We start from the raw sequence: 24671 nt of genomic DNA, 5'->3' as shown, positions 1-24671 counted from the left end.
TCCCCCGGCTCGTCCGGGGGATCCACCCCTGCGCCTTTCGGCTTTCCGCCATCCAGGCACCCCTCCGGCGGAGGGGTGGATCGCCCGCACAAGGCGGGCGATGACGGTCAGGATAAGCGGCGCGGAGCTTTTGTGTTGCCTTCGCTCAGGCGCCGCGCGGGCTCGGCGAAGCCCGCCGGAAAACGCCAAAAGCCGGCGCGGGGATTTCCCCGGCCGGCGCCGAACGCCCTGTCCGCGATCCCGAGGGATCAGCGGCGGCGGAAATTCTGCTGACGGCGTGCGCCGGGCGGCGGGGCGTTGCCCTCGGCCTTGTGGCGGAAGTTGATCCGGCCGCGATCGAGATCGTAAGGCGACATCTCCACCACCACGCGGTCACCCTCGATGGTGCGGATGCGGTTCTTCTTCATCTTGCCGGCCGCATAGGCCAGGATCTGGTGGTCGTTGTCGAGCCGGACCCGGAAATTGCCGTCCGGCAGCACTTCGGTCACAGTCCCCTCGAACTCCAGCAGTTCTTCCTTCGCCATATAGTCGTCTCCAGCTGTCCCGCGACGCGGGACGAATTTGGCGGGCTTATCTCACAAAATCGCCCGATTTCCCATAGGTGGGACACGCCGGCCCGGGAAAAAGACCCGGCGTGTCCTGTTCAACGCAGTGTGACGCGCGAGCGGATGCTCAGTTCACAGGCCGCTTGGCACCGGCGGGGCGGCCCGCAGGACGCTCGCCCCGGTTGGACACCGCCTTCATGAAGCCGAGGCCGCCGAGATCGTTGCCGGGACGCGAACCGCGCTCACCGCCACGATCGCCCGCCCGCTCGCCGCCACGGCCTTCGCCCTGGGGACGCGCGCCACGGCCTTCACCGCTGCGGTTCTGGCCGTCGCGACGGCCAGCGCCGTTGCCGGCACCCTGGCCATTGCGATGACCCTCGGCGGCACGCTCGGCACGCGGCTGGGCGGCACGGGCCGGACGGCCCTCGCCGGCCGGACGCTCACCGCGCGGCTCACGCTGCTCGCGACCTTCGGCGCGCTGGCCCTGGCCACGCCCGCCCTCGGGACGCGGACCGCGCGAACGCTGGGGACCACGCTGGCCGGGACGGCCGCCGCGACCACCGATGAAATCGTTGCGCTCGGCGGTCTCGTCACGCTCCTCCAGCTCGATCGGCGGCGCATCGGGAATGTTGAAGCGCATGCCTGCGCCGCGACGGTCGGTGGCCGGGATCTGCAGCTTGATGAGCCGCTCGATGGACTTGAGATACGCCCTCTCCTCGTGATCGCAGAAGGAGATGGCGATGCCCTCGCGGCCGGCGCGCGCAGTGCGGCCGATGCGGTGCACGTAGCTCTCGGGCACGTTGGGCAGGTCGTAATTGATGACGTGGCTGACGCCCGTCACGTCGATGCCGCGGGCGGCGATGTCCGTGGCGATCAGGGTGCGGATCTTGCCTTCGCGGAAGGCGAGGAGCACGCGGTCGCGCTGGTTCTGCGACTTGTTGCCGTGGATCGCCTCGGCGGCGATGCCGCACTTGGCGAGCACGCGCACCACCTTGTCCGCGCCGTGCTTGGTGCGGGCGAAGACGAGGGCGCGGTCGATGTCCTCGGTGGACAGCACCTCGGCGAGGAGCTGGCCCTTGTTGGGCTTGTCCACGTGGATGACGCGCTGCTCCACCCGGTCGGCGGTCTTGGCCACCGGGGTGACGGCGACGCGCACCGGATCATGCAGCATGCCGCCCGCCAGCTCGGCGATGGCCGGCGGCATGGTGGCGGAGAAGAACAGCGAGTGCCGCTTGTGCGGCAGCCGGCGCACGATGGCGCGGATGGCATGGACGAAGCCCATGTCCAGCATCTGGTCGGCCTCGTCGAGGACGAGCACCTCGACCTGATCCAGCTTCACCGCGTGGTTTTCCACGAGGTCCATGAGCCGGCCGGGGGTGGCCACAAGCACGTCGACGCCGCGGGCCAGCGCCCGGATCTGCCGGCCCATGGGCACGCCGCCGATGGCGAGCGTGACCGAGATGTTGGCGTGGCGGCCGAACTTCTCGAAATTGTCGACGATCTGGCCGGACAATTCGCGGGTCGGCGAGAGCACCAGCGCACGGACGGACTTGGGGTCCGGACGGCGGGGATGGCGCACGAGGCGATCGAGGATGGGAAGGGCGAAGGCAGCGGTCTTGCCCGTGCCGGTCTGGGCGATGCCGATCAGGTCGCGGCCGTTGAGGACCTGCGGGATGGCTTCAGCCTGGATGGGGGTGGGAGTGACGTGATTCGCTTCGGTAAGGGCGCGAACGATGGGCTCGGCAAGGCCGAGGCTCGAAAAAGAGGTCAAGCTCTGACTTTCATATGCGAGCGGCACCGGCGCAGCCTTTTGGGCGCGGCGCGGCTCGCGGGATTTCGACATCCCGCGTGGCCAGGGGTGTCCAGGGCAAAAGATGATATCGGGCAAAGCCGCTTGCGATGCCTCACCGACGAAACGCCATGTCACGGCGTCGTCCAGATCGAAGCTCCAGCGGTCTCCGCTACGCGGCCCGAGCGCGCTAAGGGGAGGAAAGCAACTGCCTCCATCGGCGCGATGCACCGCATATGGACGAGACCCGTGACGATTTCAAGGCGAATGGTTGGGCAGGCGCAGCTTTGTCTGCTGCCGGATGCGCCCCGTGGCGCCATTTCGCCCGAATGTGCGTCCAGAAGGTAAGGAACCAGCAGGCGCCGCGGGAGTAGAATGCGGCGGGGCCTTGGGCCCGGGAGCCGCGACACCGATCCTTGCGGCAGGAGAAGACATGTTCGATCTGTCCGCCATCGTCGCCACCACCACCGCCTTCGTCGAGCAGCACCATTATCTCGCGCCGGCCGTGGTGTTCGGGCTCGCCTTCGGGGAATCGCTGGCGCTGATCTCCTTCTTCATTCCCGCCACCGTTCTGCTGCTCGCCATCGGCGCGCTGATCGAGGCGGCGGGGCTGCACTTCTTCCCCATCTGGCTCGCCGCCGCCGCAGGCGCGGCGCTGGGCGACGCGGTCTCCTACTGGTTCGGCTTCCACTACAAGGAGCGCGCGAAGGACTTCTGGCCGCTCTCGCGCCGGCCGGACCTCGTGGCCCGCGCCGAGGACTTCTTCCAGCGCTTCGGCATTTGGGGCGTCGCCATCGGCCGCTTCTTCGGCCCCCTGCGCGCCGTGGTGCCGCTGATCGCGGGCGTGCTGGCCATGCGCCAGACCCACTTCCAGGTGGCCAACGTCGCGAGCGCCGGCCTGTGGGCCTTCGCCATGCTCGCACCCGGCGCCGCCGCGCTGAAGCTGATGGGCTTCTGAGCGCGCCACGGCCTGTGCGCGGCTTCATGCCGCACTGCAGCAAAGACGATCCCACGCCAGCGCCTTGGCGGTATCCTGAACCGCTTTCGGCCCGCAGGTGCCCCTTCGGAAGGGGCGGGCCTATTGTCTCGCAGCGGCATCCTGTATATCGATGGACATATCACAGGCCCATTGCCGAGGTGCCATTGCCATGTCCGGATTTCCCGCCTCCTTTCTTGCCTCCCGCCGCCTGATCGTTGGTCTCGTCCTCTCGGCGTTTGCCGCCGCGCCGCTGCCCGCGGCCGCGCAGGAGACCGTGACCGTGTTCGCCGCCGCGAGCCTCACCAACGCGATGCAGGACATCGCCAAGGCCTATGAGGCCAAGGGCAGCAAGGACGCCATCAAGTTCTCCTTCGCCGCCTCCTCGGCGCTGGCCAAGCAGATGGAGGCCGGCGCGCCCGCCAACATCTTCGCCTCCGCCGACCTGAAGTGGATGGACTATACCGACGGCAAGGGCCTGACCCTGCCCGCCACCCGCGTGAAGCTGCTCGGCAACGAGCTGGTGCTGGTCGCCCCCGCCGACAAGGCGAAGCCGGTGACCATCTCCAAGAGCCTCGATGTGGACGCCCTCCTCGGCCCCAACGGCCGCATCGCCACCGGCCTCACCGACAGCGTGCCGGTGGGCGTCTACACCAAGCAGGCCTTCACCAATCTCGGCCTGTGGGACAAGATCGCCCCCCGCATCGTCGGTGCCGAGAGCGTGCGCGCGGCGCTGGCGCTGGTGGAGCGCGGCGAGGTGCCCTACGGCGTCGTCTATGCCACCGATGCCGCCATCGCCAAGAACGTGAAGATCGTCGCGACCTTCCCGGCCGACAGCTATCCGCCCGTCGATTACCCCTTCGCCCTCGTGAAGGGCCAGGACACCCCCGCCGCCAAGGCCTTCTTCGCCTTCATCCAGAACCCCGAGGCCAAGGCCATCTTCAAGAAGTACGGCTTCTCGGTGAACTGATCCGCCCGGCGCGGGGCAGCATGCAGCGGAACGGGAATTGCTTATTGGGGGCAAAAGACCGAGCCTGATCTGGAGCGAGGCGAGGCCTTTTCGCAGGCGGATTTGTTCGAGATGTTGCTCACTCCCGAAGAATGGACGGCCGTGCGGCTGAGCCTGGAGGTGGCCTTCTGGGCCACCCTCTGCAGCCTGCCGCCGGCCATTCTCATTGGCTGGGTGCTCGCCCGGTTCGAATTCCCCGGCAAGGGCATCTTCGACGGCATTGTCCATTTGCCCCTCGTGCTGCCCAAGGTGGTGGTGGGCTATCTGCTGCTCATCACCCTCGGCAATCGCGGCTATCTCGGCCAGTATCTCCACGAGTGGTTCGGCATCTCGCTGATCTTCTCCACGGCGGGCGCAACGGTGGCGGCGGCGGTGGTGAGCTTCCCGCTCACGGTCAACGCCATCCGCCTCGCCATCGGCGGCATCGACAAGGGCATCGAGACGGCGGCGCGGACCCTGGGCGCCAGCAGGCTCGATGCCTTCTTCACCGTGACCTTGCCGCTGATGATGCCCGGCGTGCTCTCCGGCTGCCTGATCTCGCTGGCCTCGGCACTGGGCGAGTTCGGCGCCACCATCACCTTCGTCTCCAATGTGGAAGGCCAGACGCGGACCATCCCGCTTGCCATCTACAGCGCCACCCACATGCCCGACGGCGACGCCATGGCGCTGCGCCTCACGGTGGTGTCGGTGATCCTCGCCCTCGGCTCCCTCATGCTGGCGGAGATGGCGGACAAGCGCATCCGCGTGGCGCTGGGCCAGATATGATCGAGATCGACGTTTCCCTCGCCCGCTCCACCGGCTTTCACCTGAAGGCGGATCTCCGGGCGCCCGAGAGGGGCGTGACGGCCCTGTTCGGCCGCTCCGGCTGCGGCAAGACCACGATCATCCAGATGGTCGCCGGCTCGCTGACGCCGGACAGCGGGCATATCCGCGTCGGCGACACGGTGTTCTACGACCGGCAGGCGGGCGTCAACCTGCCCATGGAGCAGCGCGCGGTCGGCTACGTGTTCCAGGACGCGCGGCTGTTCCCGCACATGACCATCGAGAACAACCTGCGCTACGGCGAGCGCCGCACCCGGCGGCCGCGCACCATCCAGTTCGATGCCGTGGTGGAGATGCTGGGCGTCGGCCACCTGCTGAAGCGCCGGCCGCACACCCTGTCCGGCGGCGAGAAGCAGCGCATCGCCATCGGCCGCGCGCTCCTGTCCCAGCCCCGCCTCCTGCTCATGGACGAGCCCCTCGCCTCGCTGGACGAGATGCGCAAGGGCGAGATCCTGCCCTATCTGGAGCGGCTTCGGGACGAGCTGAACCTGCCCATCCTCTATGTCAGCCACTCCATCGAGGAGGTGCTGCGCCTTGCGGACGCGGTGGCGGCGCTTTCGGACGGCAAGGTCATCGCCTGCGGCCCCCTCGCCGACGTGCTGTCGCGGCCCGAGCTGCTGCCGGTGATCGGCCGCTTCGACATCGGCACCATCCTCGACTGCACGGTGACGGCGCACGACCCGGACCTCGGCCTCTCCACCGTCTCGTTCGCGGACGGCGAATTGCGGGTGCCGCTGGTGGGCCGCCCGGTGGGGGCACCGGCGCGGGCGCGCATCCGCTCCCGTGACGTGTCCCTGTCCCTGTCGCGGCCCATGGACGTGTCGGTGACGAACCGGATTTCCGGCACCATCTCCGCCATCACCCGGGCGGAAGGCCCGTTCTCCGAGGTGGAACTGGCGCTGTCCGCCGGCCGCCTCAGCTCGCTGGTGACGCAGGAAAGCGTGCTGCGCCTGGGCCTTGAGCCCGGCATGCAGGTATGGGCGATGATCAAGGCGGTGACGGTGGATAGCCGGCCGATGGGCTTCCACTCACCGGGCGCGGAGATCGTCAGCCCGCCTGCTTCACGGCCGGCCCGGCCAGCGGCGAATCCGCCTCAGGATCCCCCGGCTCTGCGTCTGATTTCGGGTGGTAATCCGCCGCAAGGGCGGACGTGAGCTCGTCCAGCGCCCCGCTGGTGGCCTTCGCCGCCTGCCGCTCCATGGCGCGATAGAGCGCGATCACCCGCTCGCCGAAGGCCGTGACCTCGGTGCCGGCGCCCCGGCGACCGGGGAAGGTGACGATCACGCGCTGCTCGAACATGCGGTCCAGTTCGTCCACCAGCAGCCAGGCACGCCGATAGCTCATGCCGATGGCCTTGGCGGCGGCTAGGATAGAGTGGTGCTCGCGGATCGCCTCCAGCAGCTTGATCTTGCCCGGCCCGAGGCGCCGGCCGTCGGCGAAGTCCACGCGCAGGAACAGGCGGGTGCCGTCCCGGCCCTGTCCGGCCTTGGTGCGGCTGTCCTTGCTGCTCGTTCCGCCGCTCATGGTGCTTCTCCTCGGATGCCGCCCGGCGTTCCGCCTGCGCCGCGTGTCCCGGAGCCCGGAACATCGCGCGTCAGCATACCGGAAGGCGGAGACCGCGGAAACGCCGGCGGGCACCGGAAAGCGCGTCGAGCACTCAGGCGCGGGAAACGTGGCCGCCGGCCGAGCGGCCGGCGCTCTGCCGGCGCGGGGCCGACGCGAGGCGGCCGTTGACGATGGCCGACAGGCCGAGGATGACCGCCACCGTCGCCACATAGGCGATCACCTGCATGCCCGTGGGCTCGGCGCGGTAGCCGATGAGCGTGCGCAGCACGCGGCCCAGCGCGCTGTCGTCCGCCAGCAGCCAGCTCGAATTCCACACCGGCTCCGCCAGCGACTGGATGAAGCCGGCATCCTGCAGGATGCCCACCACCTGCGCGGCGAGGCCGGCGGCCAGCAGCGTGATGAGGACGGACGTGACCTTGAACAGATGCTTGAGCGGGATCGCCACGAGGCCGCGATAGAGCAGCAGCGAGAGGGCAGCACCCGCCGCCAGACCGCCGAGACCGCCGAGCACGATCGCTCCGGGCGAATCGGCGCCCGTGCTGGCGATGCCATAGAGGAAGAGCACAATCTCCACGCCCTCGCGCAGCACGGCCATGCCGACGACGATGGCCAGCGCGGCGAGCGGCTTGCGCCCCTCCTTCACGTCGCGGCCAACTTCCCGCATCTCCATGACCATGTGCTTGCCGTGGCTCGCCATCCAGACGACCGTCCACACCAGCATAACCACCGCGACGGAGAGGATGGCGGCATTCAGGATGTCCTGCCCGGAGCCGTCGAAGGTGGAGGCGATGGTATCGGCGAAGAGGGCGAGGACCGCAGAGCCGGCGATGCCGCCGAGAATGCCGAGGCTGATCCACAGGCCGCGATGGCGGATGCCCTCGGAGGCGGCGAGCACCACGCCGGTGACGATGCCGGCCTCGAGGACTTCACGAAAAACGATCAGAAGCGCGGCAATCATCGCGGCCTGTCCTTTTTGTCCCCGACGGCCGCTGCCGGCACGCACGAGCGGGCATAAACGCTGCCCTCGTGGCCTTCGCCCTTCGGGAGAGATCGCCGTCGGAACGAAAACCAATTGAATATGACGAAACCTTATCACCCGCTGGCAGGCCATGTCACCGCAACGGCAGAGGTTTGGAATTGTTCAAATGAAAAGCTGCGTGCCTGCTCGGCGGCCATTGAGACTATAGTTCAAGGGCGCCGGCATCCGGCCCGCGAACCCGCCGTGTCCAGCGTTTGCAGCCGGGCGCGACGAAACGGCCCAAGGACGCACAGATACAGAGTGACGTAACGTCTTCTACTAAGGGGTGCGTCGCTTTGACTTGGGAGAGACAAGTCGAGGCCCCGCACTCTGGACATGGAACAATTCCATTATTGTCTCAAGCGCTTGCCCGCCATCGGCCCGGCTCATACTCTCCGCCGCGATGGGGCAATGGCCCCGGTTCCGGTTTTCGAATTTCAAGGAGAGAAGGTCGATGCGCGCGCATTTTCTCGGCGCCGTCATCGCGTCAGTCGCAGCCTTCGCGAGCCCCGTGCTCGCGGATGCGCCGAAGCCGCGTGATGTGATTGTCCACTACGCCGACCTCGCCGAGGTGATGTACGGCTCGTCCGCCGCCACGGCCAAGGACATGCAGAAGGCCATCGACGCCTTCCTCGCCGCCCCCAGCGCCGACAGCCTGGGCAAGGCGCGCGATGCGTGGAAGGCGGCCCGCGTCTACTACCAGCAGACCGAGGCTTTCCGCTTCGGCAACAAGATCGTCGACGAGTGGGAAGGCAATGTGAACGCCTGGCCGCTCGACGAAGGCCTGATCGACTACGTGGACAAGAAGAGCTACGGCGAGAAGTCCGACGAGAACCCGCTCTACACCGCCAATGTGATCGCCTCGAAGTCCATCCGCATCGGCAAGAAGACGGTGGACGTCACCAAGATCACGCCCAAGCTGCTGCACGAGCTGAATTCGGCCGGCGGCGTCGAGGCGAACGTGGGCTCCGGCTGGCACGCCATCGAATTCCTGCTGTGGGGCCAGAACCTCCACAACGCGACGCCCAGCCAGGGCCAGCGCCCCTACACCGACTATGATCTGAAGAACTGCACCAACGGCAATTGCGATCGTCGCGGCGAGTATCTCAAGGTCGCCACCCAGACGCTGGTCGCCGATCTCGACGAGATGACCGGCCTGTGGGGCGCCAAGGGCAAGGCCCGCGCCGCGCTCATCAAGAAGAACGACAAGGCCGGCCTTGCCACCATCTTCACCGGCCTCGGCTCTCTCTCCTACGGCGAGCTCGCCGGCGAGCGCATGAAGCTCGGCCTCATCCTCCATGATCCGGAGGAGGCGCACGACTGCTTCTCCAACAACACTCAGAACGCGCACTATTACGACGAAGTGGGCATCCGCGACGTCTATTACGGCACCTTCGTGAAGCCGGACGGCTCCAAGGTCACCGGCCCCTCGGTCGCCGACCTCATCCGCGCCGCCGACCCGAAGATCGCCGACGAGATCGACGCCAAGTCGGCTGCCGCCCTTGCCGCCCTCAAGGCCCTGAAGGACGTGGCGGATTCCGGCGAGATCACCTACGACAAGATGCTGGAAGAGGGGAACACCAAGGGCGCCAAGCTGATCCAGGACGGCGTGGACGCCCTCGTGGCCCAGGCCCACGCCATCGAGCGCGGCGTCTCGGCCCTCAAGCTCCAGATCAAGATGGAAGGCTCCAAGAGCCTGGACGACCCGAAGAACGTGAAGAAGAAGTGAGACCATGACGATGGGACGGACGCGATGATCTCGCGTCGGGCGCTGCTGGCCGGCGCGGCGGCTGCGGGGGCGGTGGGGTTCGCCCCCTCCGCCCTCGGCCGCGTGCCGGCCTCCGTGGACACCCTGCCGAAGAGCGCGCCGGTGCGCCGGCTCGCCCTCTCGGCGGCGGAAATGGAAATGCCGCTGCTGGGGCCGGGCAAGCCGGTGACGAAGGGCTTCTGCGCCTATAACGGCACGCCCTTCCTCACCCTGCGCGCGCCGGTGGGCACGCGGCTGATGGTGGATTTCGAGAACCGCCTGCCGGACCTCACCACCGTCCACTGGCACGGCGTGCGCGTGCCCTATCTCTCGGATGGCGTCTCGCCCATCACCCAGGCGCCGATCCCGGCGGGCAGCACGTTCACCTACAACGTGCCCTTGCCCGATCCGGGCTTCTACTTCTTCCATCCCCATTGCGACGAGACGGGCCAGGTGGGCCGTGGCCTCGTCGGCCTGCTCGTGGTGGACGATCCGGCCGAGGCGAAGCTCGGCTTCGATGCCGAGCATTTCATCGTGGTGAAGGACTGGCGGCTCGACGAAAAGGACGGCCGCTGGCTGGAGATGTTTACCGATGAGGGCGCCTCCACCGCCGGCACCTTCGGCACGGTGCGCGCCACCAACGGCTCCATCGTGCCGCCCCGCGTCGAGGCGCCGGCCTATGGGGACGTGCGGCTCAGGGTGATCGTCGCCGATTCCACGCGCACCATCGATTTCGGCTGCGAGACGGAAGACGCGGCCATCATCGCCATCGACGGTCAGGCGCTGACGCCCCTCCCCTTCTCCAAGCTGCCGAACGAGATCTGGCGCATGGGCCCGGCCATGCGGATCGACGTGCATGTGCGCATGCCCGGCCCCGGCGAGGAGGTGAAGGTCTACGACTATCGCACCGCCGAGCCCTATCTGCTCACCACGCTGGTCGGCGTGGACGCTCCCGGGAGCAAGCCGGGCCGCAAGAAAACCGCCTTCCGCCCCAAGGCTCTGCCCCCCGCCAAGGTGCCGCTGCCGGACGTGAAGCGCGCCAGCCGCATCGATTATCTCGTGCAGACCGCCGCCGGCCCCATCGTGAGCGGCGATCCCCTGCCGCCGGACGATCCGCTGGCCAAGGCGCTGATTGCCTCCGCCTGCGTCGGCAGCAAGACCTTCTGGGCCATCAACCGCAATTCCTGGGGCGCCGGCGCGGACCTGCGCCTGCCGCCGCCGCTGGCGACGCTGAAGGACGGGGCGAGCTACGTCGTCTCCATCACCAACGTCACCAAGCACGTCCACCCCATGCATCTGCATGGGCACGTCTTCCGCGTGCTGTCCTCCTCCAAGAAGAAGGACATCCCGCCCTATCTCGCAGATACGGTCATGACCGAGCCCAACGAGACGGTGGAGATCGCCTTCCGCGCCACCAGCGGCGACTGGGTGTTCCACTGCCACATCCTGGAGCACATGGATTCCGGTCTCATGGGCTGGATCAGGGTGGTGTGAGGATGCGCGTGCGTCTTTTCCTCGCGCTGCTCGCTGCCCTCTCCGCGACGCCGGCCACTGCCGAGACCCTGGACAAGCTGGACCTCGCCATCGGCAAGGCCCTGTTCAAGCGCCCCTGGGTGCCTGCCCCCGCCTCGACCCGGGGCGACGACGGCCTCGGCCCGCTGTTCGATGCCCGCTCCTGCGCCACCTGCCATCCCGCCGACCGCCGCGCCCCCGCGCGTCTGGAGAAGGGCACGGCGGAGCGCGGCTTCGTGCTGATGATCGGACGGCCGGACGGCAGCGGTGATCCCGTCTATGGCCGCCGGTTCCAGATCGATGCGGTGCCGGGCATTCCCAGCGAGGGGATGATCGGCGTCACCGACACGCCGCTGCCGGACGGCCGCATCGCCCGCAAGCCCCACCCCGAGGCGCTGGGCTATGGCCCGCTCGATCCCGCGAGCGGCCTGTCTCTCCGCGTCGGGCCGGACCTCAAGGGCCGCGGGGCGCTCGCCGCTGTGCCCGATGCCGCCATCCTCGCGGTGGAGCGCGAGCAGGCGAAGGGCAAAGACGGCGTGAAGGGCATGGCGCGGCGTGTGACGCAGGCCGACGGCAGCACAGCCATCGGCCGCTTCGGCTGGAAGGCCTCGCAGCCGACCCTCGCCGGCCAGTCGGCGGAAGCCTTCTTCCTCGATCTCGGCCTCTCCAACCGCTTCCACCCCGAGCCGTGGGGCGATTGCACGCCCACCCAGACCGCCTGCCGGCAGGCCCTCCACGGCAATGCCAATGCCACCTCCGGGGATGCGGACGACGCACTGGAAATCGGCTCGGCGGTGCTCGACCGGGTGGTCGCCTATGTCGCCTCTTTGCCCCAGCCCGAGCCGGAAGACCTGCCCAAGGCCGAGGCCAAGCGTGGCGCTGCGCTGTTCGCCTCAACCGGCTGCGCCCAGTGCCACCGGCCGTCCTTGCCCACTGCCGACGGCGGCGCGGCCCGCATGTACACCGATCTGCTGCTGCACGAGATGGGCCCGGACCTCGGCGACACCATGCCGGAGCCCGGTGTGGGCGCCTCGCATTGGCGCACCGCGCCCCTCGCCGGCCTCTCCGATGCGCTCGCCGCCAACACCGGCCTGCTGCACGATGGCCGCGCGCGCACGGTGGAGGAGGCGATTGCCTGGCACGGCGGCGAGGCGGCGACGGCCCAGCGGCGCTTCGGCGCGCTTCCGCCCAAGGACAGGGCGGCGCTGGTGCGGTACGTTTCTTCCCTGTGATTTTTGCCGGCCGCTGCCGGTGTGGGCCTGATATTGCGGATCGACGTCATGATTGAAGCCACGCACCGTTCTTCCTTCCGCCTTGCTGGCGCGGCCCTCGCCGCCATGCTCGCTTTTGGGACAGGCCCCGCCGTTGCGGCCGATCCGAAGCTCGATCCCGTGCCGCTCATCGAGGGCTGGCTTTTGCCGCGCTACGATGCGCTTGCCGCCGCCACCGCCGCGCAGGCGAAGGCCTGGGCCGCCTTCTGCCCCGCCCCCTCGGCGGCCGGCATGGCCCCGCTCAAGGAGGCCTATGGCAAGGCCGCGGATGCGTGGAACGCGGTGGAGTTCGTCACCTTCGGCCCCATCACACTGTCGCTCCGGGCCGACCGCATCTCCTTCTTCCCGGACCGGCGCAACGGCATCAGCCGCGGGCTGTCCGAGATTATCGCCGACAGCGATCCCGCCCGCCTCGCGCCCGAGCGCTTCATGCAGTCGAGCGCGGCGGTGCAGGGCCTGCCGGCGCTGGAGCGGCTGCTCTATGAGGAAGGCGCAGCCGAGGCGCTGGTCGCAGGCCCCGAGGCGGCACGGCGCTGCGCGCTCGGCACCGCCATCGCCAACAATCTCGCCACCATCACCGGCGAAATCCGCACCGCGTGGGGCGACAAGTCCTCCGGCGCGCTGGGCGCCATCGTCTCCGGCAAGGGCGATCCCGCCCTGTTCCCGGATGTGGGCGCCCTGCCCGGCATGATCCTCACCGACCTGTCCGGCGCCTACCAGCGCGTGACCGACACCAAGCTGCTGCCCGTGCTGGGCGCCAGCCCTGCGGACGCCAAGCCGACGGTCGCCGACAGCTGGCGCTCCGGCCGCTCCGGCCGCGTCGCCGCGAACATGATCCACAGCGCCGACGCCCTCCTCGTCGCCGTGGGCACGCAGATGCCGAGCCGGCCGCAATTCGTGGTCAACAAGGCCGCCACCGCCGCCGATGCCGCCGCCGACAAGCTGCCCGCCGATATCGGCGCCGCTGCTGCCACCGCATCGGGCGCGCAGGGCATCCACGCGACCATCAAGACCTTCAAGGCGGCGCAGCTCGCTGTCTACAAGCCCATCGCGTCCTATTTCGGCATCTCGCTGGGCTTCAACGCCCTCGATGGCGACTGAGGCCATGGCGACGGACATGCGCGCCCGCCTCGACCACGCCCCGCTCATCGGCCGGCGCGGCCTGCTGCTCGGCGGCGCCGCGCTCCTCGCCGCTGCGGCCCTGCCGGGCGGCCCGCGTGCCGCCGAATTGGACGAGGGCTGGCTGGCGACGGCGGGCGTGGGCGAGGGGTTCGCCGCAGTCGGCCTCGACACCAGCTTCGCGGCCACACCGGAGGCCCCCTCCGACGCCCGGCTGCATGGCATCGAGGCGAGCCCCGTCGGCCCGCTCGCGGTGGCGGTGGGGCGGCGGCCGGGGCGCATCGCCCTCGTGTTCGACCGCCGCAAGGGCGGCGTGGTCGCACGCTTCGGGCCGGGCGAAGGCCGCGTCTTTTCCGGCCATGGCCGCTTCACGGCGGACGGCCGGCTGCTTCTGACCAACGAGATCGAGCATCCCGCGGACGGCGTTCGCGCCATGGGCCGGGGCGTTGTCGCCGTGCGCGCGGTCGATGGCGGCTTTGCCATCCATGATGAATGGCCGAGCGGCGGCGACGGCCCGCATGATCTCATGCGCTCGGGCGCCGCCCTCGTCATCGCCAATGGCGGCATCGAGCCCAACACGCCGGAGGCGCGCGACGCGGAGGTGACGGGCTCCGGCGTCACCCTCGTCGATCCCACAACCGGCGCCGTGCGCGGCGAAGGCAAGCTCTCCGCCGACCTCGCCAGCCTGTCGCTCCGCCACCTCGCCCGCGACGGCAATGGCGGCACCGTGGTGGCGGCGCAGGACCTCTTGAAGGACGGCGAGGCCCGCCCCCTCCTCTTCCGCATCGCCGCCGATGGCGCGCTCACCCCCTTCGACGCGCCGGACGAGGCGTGGCGGGCGCTGCGGGGATATGTGGGCTCGGTCGCCTATGACCCGTCCGGCCGCTTCGTCGCCTGCGCCACCCCGCGCGGAAACCAGGTCGCCGTGTGGCAGGCGGACGGCCGCTATATCGGCGCAGTGCCCCTCACCGATGGCTGCGGCCTCGCGGCCGGTGCGGAGGCGGGGATGTTCGTGGCCGCGTCCGGCTATGGGGAAGTGATCGTGGTGAAGGCCGCGCCCGAGGGCGTCGCCATCACCGCGCGGCGCACCGGCGGGCCGCGCTACGACAACCACATGGTGCGGATCGGCTGATTTTCACCGGTGGTTTTCACCTGGGCTCACGCAACCTTCCCGGTTTTGCGCCATTATCCCCGGCGAGCCCATGGCGGGCAGCGGGAGAATGGCGATGAACTGGGTCGTGCTTGTCGGCAGCGTTCGCAAGGGGTCCCTCAATGCCGCGCTCGCCCGCGCACTGGCCGGCATCGCGCCGGAGGGGACGACGCTCACGATTCTGCCCTCCGTCGCGGAATTCCCCATCTATGACGGGGACATCGAGGCGGAAGGCTTCCCGGCCCCGGTGACGGCCATGGGCGCCAAGGTCGCGGCGGCGGATGCGCTGGTGATCGTCACGCCGGAATACAATTACTCGGTTCCGGGCGGCCTCAAGAATGCGATCGACTGGCTCTCGCGCCTGAAGCCGCAGCCGCTCGCCGGCAAGCCCACCCTCATCATGTCCGCCTCGCCCAGCACCATGGGCGGCGGGCGCGCGCAATATCACCTGCGGCAGGTGCTGGTGGCGCTCAACGCCCACGTCATGAACGTGCCGGAGGTGATGGTCGCCCAGGCCCACACCAAGATCGCCGACGGCATCGTCACGGACCAGGGCACGCTGGACTTCGTGAAGAAGCAGCTTGCCGCCTTCGCGACCTTCGTGAAGAAGGCGCAGGCGGGGGATGCCGCAGGCTGAGGCCCGCTCAGCCCTCCGAATATTCCGCGTAGGACATGGGCGTCTCGTAGACCCGCACGGACGCGAGCGTGGGCAGGAGCGGCTTCATCCGCGTCCAGATCCACGCCGCGATGATCTCGGCGGTGGGGTTCTCCAGTCCTTCGACGTCGTTGAGGCAATAATGGTCCAGCTGCTTCAGCAGCGGGCCGAAGGCGTTCTCCACGTCGAAGAAGTCCACCACGAAGCCGGTCACAGGGTCCACCGGCCCCTCCAGCGCGAGGTCCACGCGATAGGAATGGCCGTGCACGCGCCGGCAGCGGTGGGTTTCCGGCACGTTGGGCAGAAAGTGCGCGGCCTCGAAGGTGAAGCCCTGGGTGATCCGCACGCGGCCGGGCAGCGCCGCCGGGGTGTCAGGGGTGGTCATGGAATTCCGATCATCTTGTGGGTCTGGACGGACAGGCGCCAGCGCGGATTGGCGAGGCAATAAGCCACCGCCGCATCGGTGTTCGCGCGGCGATCCGGCCCGTCCATGGGCTGGAGGAAGAAATTGGCGAAGGGGAGGCCCGCAACCTCGGCGGGATCGAGCCCGGCCTGTGGGAAGACGAGCTTCAGCTCGTGACCCGCGCGCTGCTTCAGCTCGGTTCCGGCCTTGGGGCTGACGCAGATCCAGTCGAGCCCCTCCGGCGCGGCAACCGTTCCGTTGGTCTCCACCGCGATCTCGAAGCCCCGCGCATGCACCGCCGCGATGGCGGCGGGGTCGAGCTGAAGCAGCGGCTCCCCACCGGTGAAGACGACGAAGCGGCGCTCGGCGCCGGCCTGTCCCCAGACGGCGGCGATGGCCTCGGCAAGGGCCGCGGCATCGGCAAAGCGGCCACCGCCCTCGCCATCCATGCCGACGAAATCCGTGTCGCAGAAACGGCATTGGGCGGCGGCGCGATCCTCCTCCCGCCCGGACCACAGGTTGCACCCCGCGAACCGGCAGAAGACGGCAGCACGCCCCGCCTGCGCCCCCTCCCCCTGCAGGGTGAGGAACATTTCCTTGACTGAATAGGCCATGAGGCGACGCCTTTAGACCGAACGCGCCCGCGAGGGAAGCGCCGGCCGGGCATGGCACATCCGCGAAAGGCTCGCCGGCCTGGCCCTATTGCGCCGGAGCCGGCTGGGCGGTGGCCGGCAGCGCAGGGCCGGCCGACTGTGCTGCCCGAGCCGGATCGAGGCCGGTGATGCGCACGCCCTGCAATTGCACGGTATCGGCGGTTGCGGTGCCCTTGGCGCCGGCAATGGCGCTCTGCAACTGCGGCGCCATTGCCGCGAGTTGCGCGAACTTGCCGTGGTTGAAGCTGTCGAGGGCCTCCACGTTGGTCATGTCCACCACGACGGCGCCCAGACCAACGAGTTCGGTGTCGTTGGCGTATTCGCCGAGCCGCGGCTTCTTGCCGGCGAGGAAGTCGGAAAAGCCGAGCGCCTTGTCGTCTCGGGAGACGACGACGACGAACGGCTTCGGCGGCTTGCCGAAGCGCCGGAGTTGGGTCTTGAACACGTCCACGTCGATGTCGGGCGCGGCGAGGATGATGTCGCCGATCTTGTTGAGCGGCAGGGTCTTGCCGGAGATGCGGATCTGGCGGAGGGCCTCCACCGTCAGCCAGTTGCCCATGGAATGGGCGAGGATGCTCACCTGTTCCGCGCCGCTGCCGAAGGCGAGGCGGATGGTTTCCTCCAGCTGGTCGCGGGCGGCGGTGGCGCTGTTGTTGTCATAGACATAGCCCTCCGTGGTCGCCCGCGAGGCCCAGGTGAAGAGGACAGGAACGGCCGACGCATCGGAATCCGTCGCCATCTGCGCGAGGCGGTAGAGCGCCTCGGAGAACATGGTGTTGTAGCCATGCACGAAGATGAAGACCTTGCGCTTGCCGGCCGGCCGGCGGGCCAGCTCGCTCTTCAGGTCGCGCAGGAACTCGCTTTCGGTGTCGCGATAGACGGCCTCCCGCACCACCATGTCGGTGGCGGGATTGCCGAGGCCGTTCTTGGGCCACTCGATCTCACCCGGCTTGTGCGTGGGCGGAACCGAGAGGTCGATCTTCGCGAAATTGAGCTGGGCGGAGCGCTCGCCGTTGAAGAAGACGCCGGGCCGCGGATCGCGCTCGCGGGTGGAGGCGACGAGGATCACCTGCTCGCGCGCGCCCTCAGCCAGCGGAGCGGAGACCGGGATGAGCGCATCGATACCGGGGCGGTCGGAGCAGCCGGCGACGAGCATCACCACCGTCGCAGCCGCCACGAGGCGCAGAACCAGATTGCGCTGCGTCATGCGCCACATCCCCCGAAATCTGCCGCTCGCAAGTGCATGCCCCCCGCATGGAGGACTTTCTTGGCACAAACAATGAGGCGGATGAACGGCGATCTCGGGAAATGCTGAACACCGGTGAAATGGTGCCATCGCGGCCACGCTCCCGGTTACCACAAATTGCATGAGAGAGGCGACCGAGCCCTATTCCATCCAATCGACTTGCAAATTGGCAAGCCCAGATTGCGCCCGTGGTTCTCGTACCGGAGCGGCTGTCCGCCTATCTCTGGCGCCAGACAGATACGAGGCTCCGCACGCCGGAGGAGGACACCATGCAGAACACCACCGAGACCACCGGGCCGCTCACCGGACTTCACCACGTCACGGCCATCACGGCCGACGCGCCCTACAACCATCGCTTCTACACCCAGACGCTCGGCATGCGCCTCGTGAAGAAGACGGTGAATCAGGACGACGTGTCCGCCTATCACCTCTTCTATGCCGATGGGGAAGCCAACCCCGGCACCGACCTCACCTTCTTCGACTGGCCGGTGCCGCGCGAGCACCGGGGCACCCATGCGGCCGTGCGCACCTCGCTGCGGGTGCGGGACGAGGCGGCGCTGGAATACTGGGCCGCGCGCCTCACCGACGCGGGCGTTGCCCATGCCGGCATCGAGACCCGCGACGACCGCCACCAGCTTCCGTTCGAGGACCGCGAGGGCCAGCGCCTCGCTCTGATCGTGGATGACGGCAAGGGGCCGGGCGTGCCCTGGGCGAAGAGCCCGGTGCCGGAGGCTCACCAGATCCGCGGCCTCGGGCCGATCCTGATCTCGGTGCCGGACCTTACGCCCACCGCCGCCGTGCTCATCCACGTGATGGGCATGAAGGAAGTGCGCACTTATGCCGCCGAGGATGGCCGCGCCATCCATGTGTTCGAGATGGGCGCGGGCGGCCCCGCCGCGGAAGTGCATGTGAAGGTGGAGCCGGGCCTCTCCCCCGCCGGACAGGGCGCGGGCGCGGTGCACCATGTGGCTTTCCGCGTCACCACCTTCGACCAATACGAGGAATGGGCGCGGCGGCTGAAGGAGCTGCGCATCCCCAACAGCGGCATGGTGGATCGCTTCTACTTCCGCTCGCTCTATTTCCGCGAGCCCAACGGCGTGCTGTTCGAACTGGCCACCGACGGGCCGGGATTTGCCGCCGACGAGGATGCCGCCCATCTGGGCGAACGCCTCGCCCTGCCGCCCTTCCTGGAAGGCCGCCGCAGCGCCATCGAGGCCGGCCTCAAGCCGCTCTGAGGGCAGCTCCAAACGCAAAAAAGGCCGGCCGGACGGGGAGATCCCGTCCGGCCGGCCTTTTGTTTGCGTCTCAGGCGGGCGTCAGGCCCGCTCTTCCAGCGGATGCGTGCGCAGCCGCATGGGATCGTAGAAGGGGGTGCGCACCACGTTGGCCTCGAAGCTCTCGTCCCCGTCCACCACGGTGAGCGCGGTGCCGAGCGCGGTGACGTCGGGCCGCAGCGAGACCAGCGCCAGCGACTTCATGAGGTGGCGGCTGTAGGTGGTGGAATTCACCACGCCCACCTCGGCGCCATCCTTGAAGATCTTCGCGCCGGGCGTGACCGCCTTCGCCGCCAGCACCTCGAGCCCGGCCTGATGGGTGCGCTCGGTGCCCTTGCGGGCGAGGAGAGCGGCCTTGCCGCGGAAGTCCGGCTTGGAGAGGTCCACGGACCAGTCCATCAGCACTTCGAAGGGCGTGGTGTCCTTGTGCGGCATGTCGAACGGGAAGAACAGCAGGGAGCCTTCCACCCGCACGATGTCGAGGCAATCCCACGACACGGCCATGGCGCCGAACGGCTTTCCGACCTCGAGGATCTTGTCCCAGAGGAACACCGCATCCTTCGCCGCGCAGAAGACTTCATAGCCGCGCTCGGCCGAATAGCCGCCGCGCGCCAGCGACACCGGGATGCCGAACAGGCTGGTCTTGCCATGCCCGAAATAGGGCAGGTCCTTCAGCACCATTGGCGTGTGGGGGGAGAGGATGTCGAGAGCGAGGGGGCCCTGCAGGGAGAGGATGTGGACGTCGTTGTCACGGGAGAAGGTGACATCGAAGCCCTGCGCCACCACCGGCAGCGCCTCTTCCAGCGCGCCGCCGCCGTGGGAGAGGCGGAATTTGCCGTCGCCGTCCACATAGACGAGCACGTCGTCGATGAGCCCGCCTTCGTCGTCCACGATGGAGGAGATCATGGAGCGGCCGGCCGGGATCTTGGAGATATCGGCGGTGAGCAGCTTGTTGAGGAAGGCGAGGGAGTCCGGCCCCGAGAGGTCGATGATCTTCAGCGCGGACACATCGAACAGGCCGGCGCGGGTGCGCACCGTCTCCGTCTCCAGATAGGGATCGGTCGCGTAATGCTGGGGGATCGCCATGTCGTTCCAGGATTCCTCGAGCTTGGAGCCGAGTTCCCGGTGGCGGTCGTTGAGGATCGATTGGCGCAGAATGGTCGCGCTGGTCATGTGCCCTCTCTTGAAGGATGCCGGCCCGTAGCCGGGCCCGTCGTTAAGGCGGGCGGCTCAGGCGGCCTCAAGGCCAGCCATGCGCGCCGCGACGACCGCATCCTGATGGCGGGCCAACGCTCCTGTCAATTACTTTTCCTCAGAAGAAATTTCTTTGGTAGCATGGCGCGAAAGGCGGCAAAGGAAAGCGAGGTGGACCCATGCGTCGCCCAGATCGTGGTCATCCTGCGGGCCTCAAACGCCCAACTAATGGGCTTGCACCAAAATTGGCCCGTGGCACTCTCGTTTCTACCGCGTCAAAAAAGTTCACTGAGGGGAACAGGCGCGCCACAGCGTGATCGCAAATGGCAGGGACGGCCGCGGGGACTGCCCGCGCGCCGGCCCGGGCGGAGCTTGAGACATGTCCGAGACGAAGATGTGGGGCAAGGAAGAGTTCTGGGGGCTCGGCTTCGAGTGGGACCCCCAGTGGCTGCTAAGCGCCGAGCAGAAGGATCTGCAGGCAAAGCTCATCGCCTTGTGCGAGACCACGCTGCGCGCGAACGCCGTGGAGAGCGATGCCAACTACATCTACCCGCGCAAGAATTTCGAGGCGCTGGCCACCCTCGGCCTGCTCTCTCTGAACGTGCCGAAGGAATTGGGCGGCCTCGGCCAGAACCATGTCTGCGCCGCCATGGTCGTGGAGACCATCGCCCGCTACGGCTGCCCCTCCACCGCCATGTGCTACACCATGCACCTCGGCGCCGTGGCGGCCGCGCTGCTGCGGCACCACGACAATCCGCTGCTCACCGACATCCTGAAGCGGCTGGACACCGACGTGCTCATCGGCACGCTCTCCTATTCCGACCCCGAGACCGGCTCGCACTTCTGGTATCCCATCTCCTCCAAGGCGGAGGCCCATGGAGAAGGCTGGAAGGTCACCAAGAAGGCCTCCTGGACCACCTCCGGCGGCTTCGCCGACTGGTACATCGTCCAGACCACCAGCCCCGGCTTCTCCGGCGATTATTCCGACCTCTCCTGCTTCCTCGTCACCAAGGACGAGGTGAAGGCCAACCCCTCCGAGTGGGACGGCCTCGGCCTGCGCGGCAACCAGTCCGGCCCCATCGTGGTGGAGAATGCGGTGCTGCCGAAGGAGGCCCTCGTCGGCCCCATCGGCGACGGCGCCAAGTCCAACGACGAGGTGGTGGACCCCTTCTTCCTCACCTGCTCGTCGGCCTGCTGGAACGGCATCTCGCTGGCGGTCATCGACATCGCCAAGCGCCACACCACCCGCAAGACCCACAATGACGTGGGCATGCGCGTCGCCGACTACCCCACCATCCAGGACTATGTGGGCGAGGCGATCATGGACACAAATTCCTGCCGCGCCTTCGACTACCAGATGGCGCAGGCGCTGGATTCGGTGACCAACAATTGCGACTGGTCGATCCACAAGGACATCGATGCCCTGCCCCGTTCCTCCCTGCTCCACTGGCTGTGGCAGGTGAAGTTCGAGGCGGCCAAGAACGTCGCCCATGTGGTGGACAAGATGCTCCACGCCACCGGCGGCACCGGCTTCCGCCCGGCGCTCCAGATCGAGCGCTATCTGCGCGACGGCAAGGCCGGCTGGGTGATGGGCCCCACCAACGAGGTTCTGCGCCAGTTCGTGGGCAAGGCCGCGCTGCTCGGCTTCGGCTCGCTGGACTACTGGAACAAGTCGATCAACGAGCGCGTGCTCAACAACGAGATCAAGAAGATGGACGAAGCGGAGAAGCGCGCCTTCGCCGAAAAGCTGCTGGCCGAGCTTCAGCCGGCCAAGGTGGCGTGACGCGGGACGCCACCACGCGGAGCCTTCGTCCCTCTCCGTCGCTCAGGAGAGGGGCGAAGGCCCGCGCGCCCGCCATCGAAGGGGATTATCATGGACGGGCTGTCGCATTTCAGGAAGTACCTTGCCATGACGACCATTGATCTCGACGCCCGTTTTGATCCGCGCGAACTGCGCAACGCCCTCGGCCGCTTCGCCACCGGCATCGCCGTGGTGATGGCGCAGGACGAGGACGGCCCCATCGGCGTGACGGTGAATTCCTTCTCCTCCGTCTCGCTGGACCCGCCACTGATTCTCTTCTCCATGGCCCGCTCGCTGCACTCGCTGGCGCGGCTGGAGAAGGCGAAGGCCTATTCGGTCAACATCCTCATGGAGAGCCAGCAGGACATCTCCAACCGCTTCGCCCGTGCCGGCGAGGACAAGTTCTCCGCCACGCCCTGGGAGGTCGGTCCCTCCGGCGCGCCGCGCCTCGTGCCCGCCCATGCCACCTTCGAATGCGTGCCCTATGCCCATTATGACGGCGGCGACCATGTGATCTTCGTCGGCCGCGTGGTGCATCTGCACGCCGAGGGCGAGGGCGATCCGCTGCTTTATTACCGCGGCAGCTACCGGCTGCTCGCCTCCATCGCTCAAGAGGGGTGAATGGACGCCTCCCTGCTTCCGCCCGGTCCTTCCCCAACTGCCGCCGCCCGAGAGCGGGTGGTGGTGCGCGGCGGCGGCATGGCCGCCGTCACGCTCGGCGCCGGGGACCGGCTGACCGTGCTGGACCCGGAAGGGCTCCAGCCGGCGCTGGCCTTCGTCACTGATGGAGATGCGGTGGAGGGTTGGGAGGGCGCCGGCGTGGAGACGCTGCCGGCGTTGATGGACCAGGGGGGAGAGGGCAGCGCAGAGGTCGTCCGGCTGCTGGCGGAAAACGGCTGCACGCCGGCATCGCTGGCGGGACGGGCGTCGCTGTCGCGAGATGGTAGTGCGGGCGCGACGGCGGAGATCGTGGCGCGGGCCGACGTGATCGTGGTGGTCGCCGCCCCCGGCGGCCCCATGTCGCCGGATGCGCAGGACGCACCCACCGACCTCATCGTGACTGTGACCCGCGCCCGGGGCCGCGGCCGTCCCCTCCCCGCCCCGCTCGCGCCGCCGAAGCTCGATGTGCGCGTGCCCGCGGCCGAGGCCCGGGCCTATACGGTGAAGGCGGGAGACTACATCCAGATCATCGACGTGGACGGCCGCCAGTGCGCGGACTTCCTCGCCTTCGACGCCGCCGCGCTGGAGACGGGCGCGGAGTTCGGCCTCGACGCCACCACCACCCGCACCCTCATGGGCGCCGCCTATCCGGGGCCAGGGCTCCATTCCAGATATTACGACGAGCGCCAGCTCCCGCTGGTGGAGGTGATCCGCGACACGGTGGGCCGCCACGACACCTTCGCCCTCGCCTGCTCGGCGAAATATTACGAGGACATGGGCTATCCCGGCCATGCCAATTGCACGGACAATTTCAACGCCGTGCTGGCGCCTTTGGGCATCCGGGAGCGCGCCGGCTGGCCGGCCATCAATTTCTTCTACAATACGGCCGTGGACCACACCAACGCGATCACCATGGACGAGCCATGGTCGCGGCCGGGCGACTATGTGCTGCTGCGGGCCCTGACCGATCTCGTGTGCGCCACCTCCTCCTGCGCCGACGACATCGACCCCGCCAATGGCTGGGAGCCCACCGACATCCATGTGCGCGTCTATGACGGCGCTGAAAACTTCTCCAAGGGGATCGCGTTCCGCATGAGTGCCGACGCCGAACCGCGCCTGACGCGCGAGAGCGCCTTCCACCAGAGCCTTGCCGCCCACACGCGCAACGTCGTGGAGTATCGCGGCTTCTGGCTGCCCACCTGCTTCACCGGCGAGGGGCCGATTGCCGAATACTGGGCCTGCCGCGAGAAGGCGGCGGTGATGGACCTGTCTCCCCTGCGCAAATTCGAGGTGACGGGGCCGGACGCCGAGATCCTGCTCCAGCGCACGGTGACGCGCGACATGCGCAAGCTGGCGGTGAGCCAGGTGGTCTATACCGCGCTCTGCTACGACCACGGCGGCATGATCGACGATGCCACCGTGTTCCGCCTGTCGCCGACCAATTTCCGGGTGGTGTGCGGCGAGGAATTCACCGGCACCTGGCTGCGCTCCAAGGCGGCGGAGTGGGGCCTCAACGTGCATGTGCGCTCGTCCACGGACCAGCTGCACAACATCGCCGTGCAGGGGCCGCTGTCGCGGGAGATTCTCGCCGAGGTGATCTGGACCGGGGCAACCCAGCCCGCCATCACCGAGCTGAAGTGGTTCCGCTTCGCGGTCGCGCGCCTCGGGGGGCCGACCGGGCCGGCGCTGGTCGTCTCGCGAACCGGCTATACCGGCGAACTGGGTTTCGAGATCTGGTGCCATCCCAAGGATGGAAAGGCGCTGTTTGATGCGGTGTGGGCGGCGGGCGCGCCGAAGGGCATGAAGCCGCTCGGCCTCTCCGCGCTGGACATGCTGCGCATTGAGGCGGGGCTGGTCTTCGCCGGCTACGACTTCTGCGACCAGACCGACCCCTTTGAGGCCGGTATCGGCTTCGCCGTGGCGGAGAAGGACGAGGATTTCGTGGGGAAGGCGGCGCTGGCGCGGCGCAAGGCGAACCCGGCGCGGAAGCTCGTGGGCCTCGTGATCGAGGGCAACGACGCGGTGGGCCATGGCGACCCGCTTTATGTCGGCCGGGCGCAGGTGGGTGTCGTCACCAGCGCCACGCGCTCGCCCATCCTGAAAGCCCAGATCGCCCTTGCCCGCATCGATGTCGCCCATGCCACGACCGGCACGGGCATCGAGATCGGCAAACTGGACGGACACAGGAAGCGCATCGGCGCCGAGATCGTGCCCTTCCCCCATTTCGACCCGCAGAAGACGAGGGTGAGAGCCTGACCTGT

At 68.4% G+C, this 24671-nt stretch carries 22 protein-coding genes; 14 read left to right on the top strand and 8 right to left on the bottom strand.

Annotated features, from left to right (window positions below; all coding sequences use genetic code 11):
* Positions 1 to 248: 248 nt before the first annotated feature.
* Together infA and V5F74_RS10115 are read right to left on the bottom strand one after the other, a co-directional pair.
* Positions 249 to 524, bottom strand: coding sequence for a translation initiation factor IF-1 (infA, locus tag V5F74_RS10120; RefSeq protein WP_012115181.1), 276 nt, complete (start codon positions 522 to 524; stop codon positions 249 to 251).
* Positions 525 to 672: 148 nt separating this feature from the next.
* Entirely contained in the window at positions 673 to 2316 is a 1644-nt protein-coding gene (locus V5F74_RS10115) for a DEAD/DEAH box helicase (protein ID WP_394007768.1), read from the bottom strand.
* Positions 2317 to 2767: 451 nt separating this feature from the next.
* Here V5F74_RS10115 and V5F74_RS10110 point away from each other — a divergent pair, with 451 nt between their 5' ends.
* The 4 genes from V5F74_RS10110 to modC all read left to right on the top strand — a co-directional run bounded on the left by V5F74_RS10110 (position 2768) and on the right by modC (position 6295).
* On the top strand, positions 2768 to 3292 hold the full coding sequence (locus V5F74_RS10110; protein WP_029555087.1) for a DedA family protein: 525 nt from the start codon (positions 2768 to 2770) through the stop codon (positions 3290 to 3292).
* A gap of 190 nt (positions 3293 to 3482) precedes the next feature.
* A complete protein-coding gene (modA, locus tag V5F74_RS10105) occupies positions 3483 to 4280 on the top strand; it encodes a molybdate ABC transporter substrate-binding protein (RefSeq protein WP_394007766.1) in 798 nt (265 codons plus the stop codon).
* Positions 4281 to 4391: 111 nt separating this feature from the next.
* Positions 4392 to 5084: a molybdate ABC transporter permease subunit gene (modB, locus tag V5F74_RS10100; RefSeq protein ID WP_394007765.1), complete on the top strand. Its 693-nt coding sequence runs from the start codon at positions 4392 to 4394 to the stop codon at positions 5082 to 5084.
* Complete coding sequence (modC, locus tag V5F74_RS10095; RefSeq protein ID WP_394007763.1) at positions 5081 to 6295, top strand: molybdenum ABC transporter ATP-binding protein; 1215 nt, start codon at positions 5081 to 5083, stop codon at positions 6293 to 6295. Before modB ends, modC begins: the two co-directional genes overlap by 4 nt.
* Here the strand turns inward: modC and V5F74_RS10090 are convergent.
* Positions 6189 to 6665, bottom strand: coding sequence for a winged helix-turn-helix domain-containing protein (locus V5F74_RS10090; RefSeq protein ID WP_394007761.1), 477 nt, complete (start codon positions 6663 to 6665; stop codon positions 6189 to 6191). The genes modC and V5F74_RS10090 overlap by 107 nt on opposite strands.
* A gap of 133 nt (positions 6666 to 6798) precedes the next feature.
* Positions 6799 to 7665 (bottom strand): FTR1 family iron permease, encoded by an 867-nt coding sequence (locus tag V5F74_RS10085; protein ID WP_250168207.1) that lies wholly within the window; start codon positions 7663 to 7665, stop codon positions 6799 to 6801.
* A 514-nt stretch (positions 7666 to 8179) separates the two neighbouring features.
* On the opposite strand from V5F74_RS10085, the gene V5F74_RS10080 reads away from it, so the two are divergent.
* The 6 genes from V5F74_RS10080 to V5F74_RS10055 all read left to right on the top strand — a co-directional run bounded on the left by V5F74_RS10080 (position 8180) and on the right by V5F74_RS10055 (position 15161).
* Positions 8180 to 9454, top strand: a complete 1275-nt coding sequence (locus tag V5F74_RS10080) for an imelysin family protein (protein WP_029555093.1) — start codon at positions 8180 to 8182, stop codon at positions 9452 to 9454.
* 24 nt (positions 9455 to 9478) lie between these two features.
* A complete protein-coding gene (locus V5F74_RS10075; protein WP_394007759.1) occupies positions 9479 to 10966 on the top strand; it encodes a multicopper oxidase family protein in 1488 nt (495 codons plus the stop codon).
* A gap of 2 nt (positions 10967 to 10968) precedes the next feature.
* Entirely contained in the window at positions 10969 to 12216 is a 1248-nt protein-coding gene (locus V5F74_RS10070) for a di-heme oxidoredictase family protein (protein ID WP_029555095.1), read from the top strand.
* Between the two features lie 48 nt (positions 12217 to 12264).
* A complete protein-coding gene (locus V5F74_RS10065; protein ID WP_029555096.1) occupies positions 12265 to 13356 on the top strand; it encodes an imelysin family protein in 1092 nt (363 codons plus the stop codon).
* Positions 13357 to 13360: 4 nt separating this feature from the next.
* Positions 13361 to 14506, top strand: coding sequence for a DUF1513 domain-containing protein (locus tag V5F74_RS10060; RefSeq protein WP_245279246.1), 1146 nt, complete (start codon positions 13361 to 13363; stop codon positions 14504 to 14506).
* Between the two features lie 94 nt (positions 14507 to 14600).
* Positions 14601 to 15161 carry an NADPH-dependent FMN reductase gene (locus V5F74_RS10055; protein ID WP_081837404.1) on the top strand — a complete coding sequence of 187 codons (561 nt, stop codon included), beginning with the start codon at positions 14601 to 14603 and terminating at the stop codon, positions 15159 to 15161.
* Positions 15162 to 15168: 7 nt separating this feature from the next.
* Here V5F74_RS10055 and queD read toward each other — a convergent pair whose 3' ends face one another.
* The 3 genes from queD to V5F74_RS10040 all read right to left on the bottom strand — a co-directional run bounded on the left by queD (position 15169) and on the right by V5F74_RS10040 (position 17442).
* On the bottom strand, positions 15169 to 15525 hold the full coding sequence (queD, locus tag V5F74_RS10050; RefSeq protein ID WP_029555099.1) for a 6-carboxytetrahydropterin synthase QueD: 357 nt from the start codon (positions 15523 to 15525) through the stop codon (positions 15169 to 15171).
* Between the two features lie 35 nt (positions 15526 to 15560).
* The gene (gene queE / locus V5F74_RS10045; RefSeq protein ID WP_029555100.1) at positions 15561 to 16196 is read right to left on the bottom strand and encodes a 7-carboxy-7-deazaguanine synthase; all 636 of its coding nucleotides are present in this window, start codon (positions 16194 to 16196) and stop codon (positions 15561 to 15563) included.
* 85 nt (positions 16197 to 16281) lie between these two features.
* Complete coding sequence (locus tag V5F74_RS10040) at positions 16282 to 17442, bottom strand: alpha/beta hydrolase (protein ID WP_197022912.1); 1161 nt, start codon at positions 17440 to 17442, stop codon at positions 16282 to 16284.
* Positions 17443 to 17750: 308 nt separating this feature from the next.
* On the opposite strand from V5F74_RS10040, the gene V5F74_RS10035 reads away from it, so the two are divergent.
* Positions 17751 to 18716, top strand: coding sequence for a ring-cleaving dioxygenase (locus tag V5F74_RS10035; RefSeq protein ID WP_394008888.1), 966 nt, complete (start codon positions 17751 to 17753; stop codon positions 18714 to 18716).
* 81 nt (positions 18717 to 18797) lie between these two features.
* Here the strand turns inward: V5F74_RS10035 and V5F74_RS10030 are convergent, their stop codons facing one another.
* A complete protein-coding gene (locus tag V5F74_RS10030; protein ID WP_394007755.1) occupies positions 18798 to 19928 on the bottom strand; it encodes an aminomethyltransferase family protein in 1131 nt (376 codons plus the stop codon).
* Between the two features lie 400 nt (positions 19929 to 20328).
* Here V5F74_RS10030 and V5F74_RS10025 point away from each other — a divergent pair, with 400 nt between their 5' ends.
* From V5F74_RS10025 to V5F74_RS10015, 3 genes are all read left to right on the top strand, one after another.
* Complete coding sequence (locus V5F74_RS10025) at positions 20329 to 21732, top strand: acyl-CoA dehydrogenase family protein (protein ID WP_394007753.1); 1404 nt, start codon at positions 20329 to 20331, stop codon at positions 21730 to 21732.
* Between the two features lie 126 nt (positions 21733 to 21858).
* Complete coding sequence (locus V5F74_RS10020) at positions 21859 to 22371, top strand: flavin reductase family protein (RefSeq protein WP_029555105.1); 513 nt, start codon at positions 21859 to 21861, stop codon at positions 22369 to 22371.
* Positions 22372 to 24666 carry a DUF1989 domain-containing protein gene (locus tag V5F74_RS10015; RefSeq protein ID WP_394007751.1) on the top strand — a complete coding sequence of 765 codons (2295 nt, stop codon included), beginning with the start codon at positions 22372 to 22374 and terminating at the stop codon, positions 24664 to 24666.
* Positions 24667 to 24671: the final 5 nt, after the last annotated feature.

The sequence above is a fragment of the Xanthobacter aminoxidans genome (assembly GCF_043193615.1).
Lineage (GTDB): Bacteria > Pseudomonadota > Alphaproteobacteria > Rhizobiales > Xanthobacteraceae > Xanthobacter > Xanthobacter aminoxidans.
This window is presented reverse-complemented; position numbering and strand designations above follow the sequence as displayed.

Excerpts from the sequence above, each read along its gene's own strand:
- modB (WP_394007765.1), top strand. The coding sequence starts at position 4,392 with ATGTTGCTCACTCCCGAAGAATGGACGGCCGTGCGGCTGAGCCTGGAG.
- V5F74_RS10055 (WP_081837404.1), top strand. The coding sequence starts at position 14,601 with ATGAACTGGGTCGTGCTTGTCGGCAGCGTTCGCAAGGGGTCCCTCAAT.
- V5F74_RS10090 (WP_394007761.1), bottom strand. The coding sequence starts at position 6,665 with ATGAGCGGCGGAACGAGCAGCAAGGACAGCCGCACCAAGGCCGGACAG.
- V5F74_RS10070 (WP_029555095.1), top strand. The coding sequence starts at position 10,969 with ATGCGCGTGCGTCTTTTCCTCGCGCTGCTCGCTGCCCTCTCCGCGACG.
- V5F74_RS10085 (WP_250168207.1), bottom strand. The coding sequence starts at position 7,665 with ATGATTGCCGCGCTTCTGATCGTTTTTCGTGAAGTCCTCGAGGCCGGC.
- V5F74_RS10015 (WP_394007751.1), top strand. The coding sequence starts at position 22,372 with ATGGACGCCTCCCTGCTTCCGCCCGGTCCTTCCCCAACTGCCGCCGCC.
- V5F74_RS10060 (WP_245279246.1), top strand. The coding sequence starts at position 13,361 with ATGGCGACGGACATGCGCGCCCGCCTCGACCACGCCCCGCTCATCGGC.
- V5F74_RS10080 (WP_029555093.1), top strand. The coding sequence starts at position 8,180 with ATGCGCGCGCATTTTCTCGGCGCCGTCATCGCGTCAGTCGCAGCCTTC.
- queE (WP_029555100.1), bottom strand. The coding sequence starts at position 16,196 with ATGGCCTATTCAGTCAAGGAAATGTTCCTCACCCTGCAGGGGGAGGGG.
- V5F74_RS10035 (WP_394008888.1), top strand. The coding sequence starts at position 17,751 with ATGCAGAACACCACCGAGACCACCGGGCCGCTCACCGGACTTCACCAC.
- V5F74_RS10025 (WP_394007753.1), top strand. The coding sequence starts at position 20,329 with ATGTCCGAGACGAAGATGTGGGGCAAGGAAGAGTTCTGGGGGCTCGGC.
- V5F74_RS10030 (WP_394007755.1), bottom strand. The coding sequence starts at position 19,928 with ATGACCAGCGCGACCATTCTGCGCCAATCGATCCTCAACGACCGCCAC.
- V5F74_RS10075 (WP_394007759.1), top strand. The coding sequence starts at position 9,479 with ATGATCTCGCGTCGGGCGCTGCTGGCCGGCGCGGCGGCTGCGGGGGCG.
- modA (WP_394007766.1), top strand. The coding sequence starts at position 3,483 with ATGTCCGGATTTCCCGCCTCCTTTCTTGCCTCCCGCCGCCTGATCGTT.
- modC (WP_394007763.1), top strand. The coding sequence starts at position 5,081 with ATGATCGAGATCGACGTTTCCCTCGCCCGCTCCACCGGCTTTCACCTG.
- infA (WP_012115181.1), bottom strand. The coding sequence starts at position 524 with ATGGCGAAGGAAGAACTGCTGGAGTTCGAGGGGACTGTGACCGAAGTG.
- V5F74_RS10040 (WP_197022912.1), bottom strand. The coding sequence starts at position 17,442 with ATGACGCAGCGCAATCTGGTTCTGCGCCTCGTGGCGGCTGCGACGGTG.
- V5F74_RS10020 (WP_029555105.1), top strand. The coding sequence starts at position 21,859 with ATGACGACCATTGATCTCGACGCCCGTTTTGATCCGCGCGAACTGCGC.
- V5F74_RS10065 (WP_029555096.1), top strand. The coding sequence starts at position 12,265 with ATGATTGAAGCCACGCACCGTTCTTCCTTCCGCCTTGCTGGCGCGGCC.
- V5F74_RS10110 (WP_029555087.1), top strand. The coding sequence starts at position 2,768 with ATGTTCGATCTGTCCGCCATCGTCGCCACCACCACCGCCTTCGTCGAG.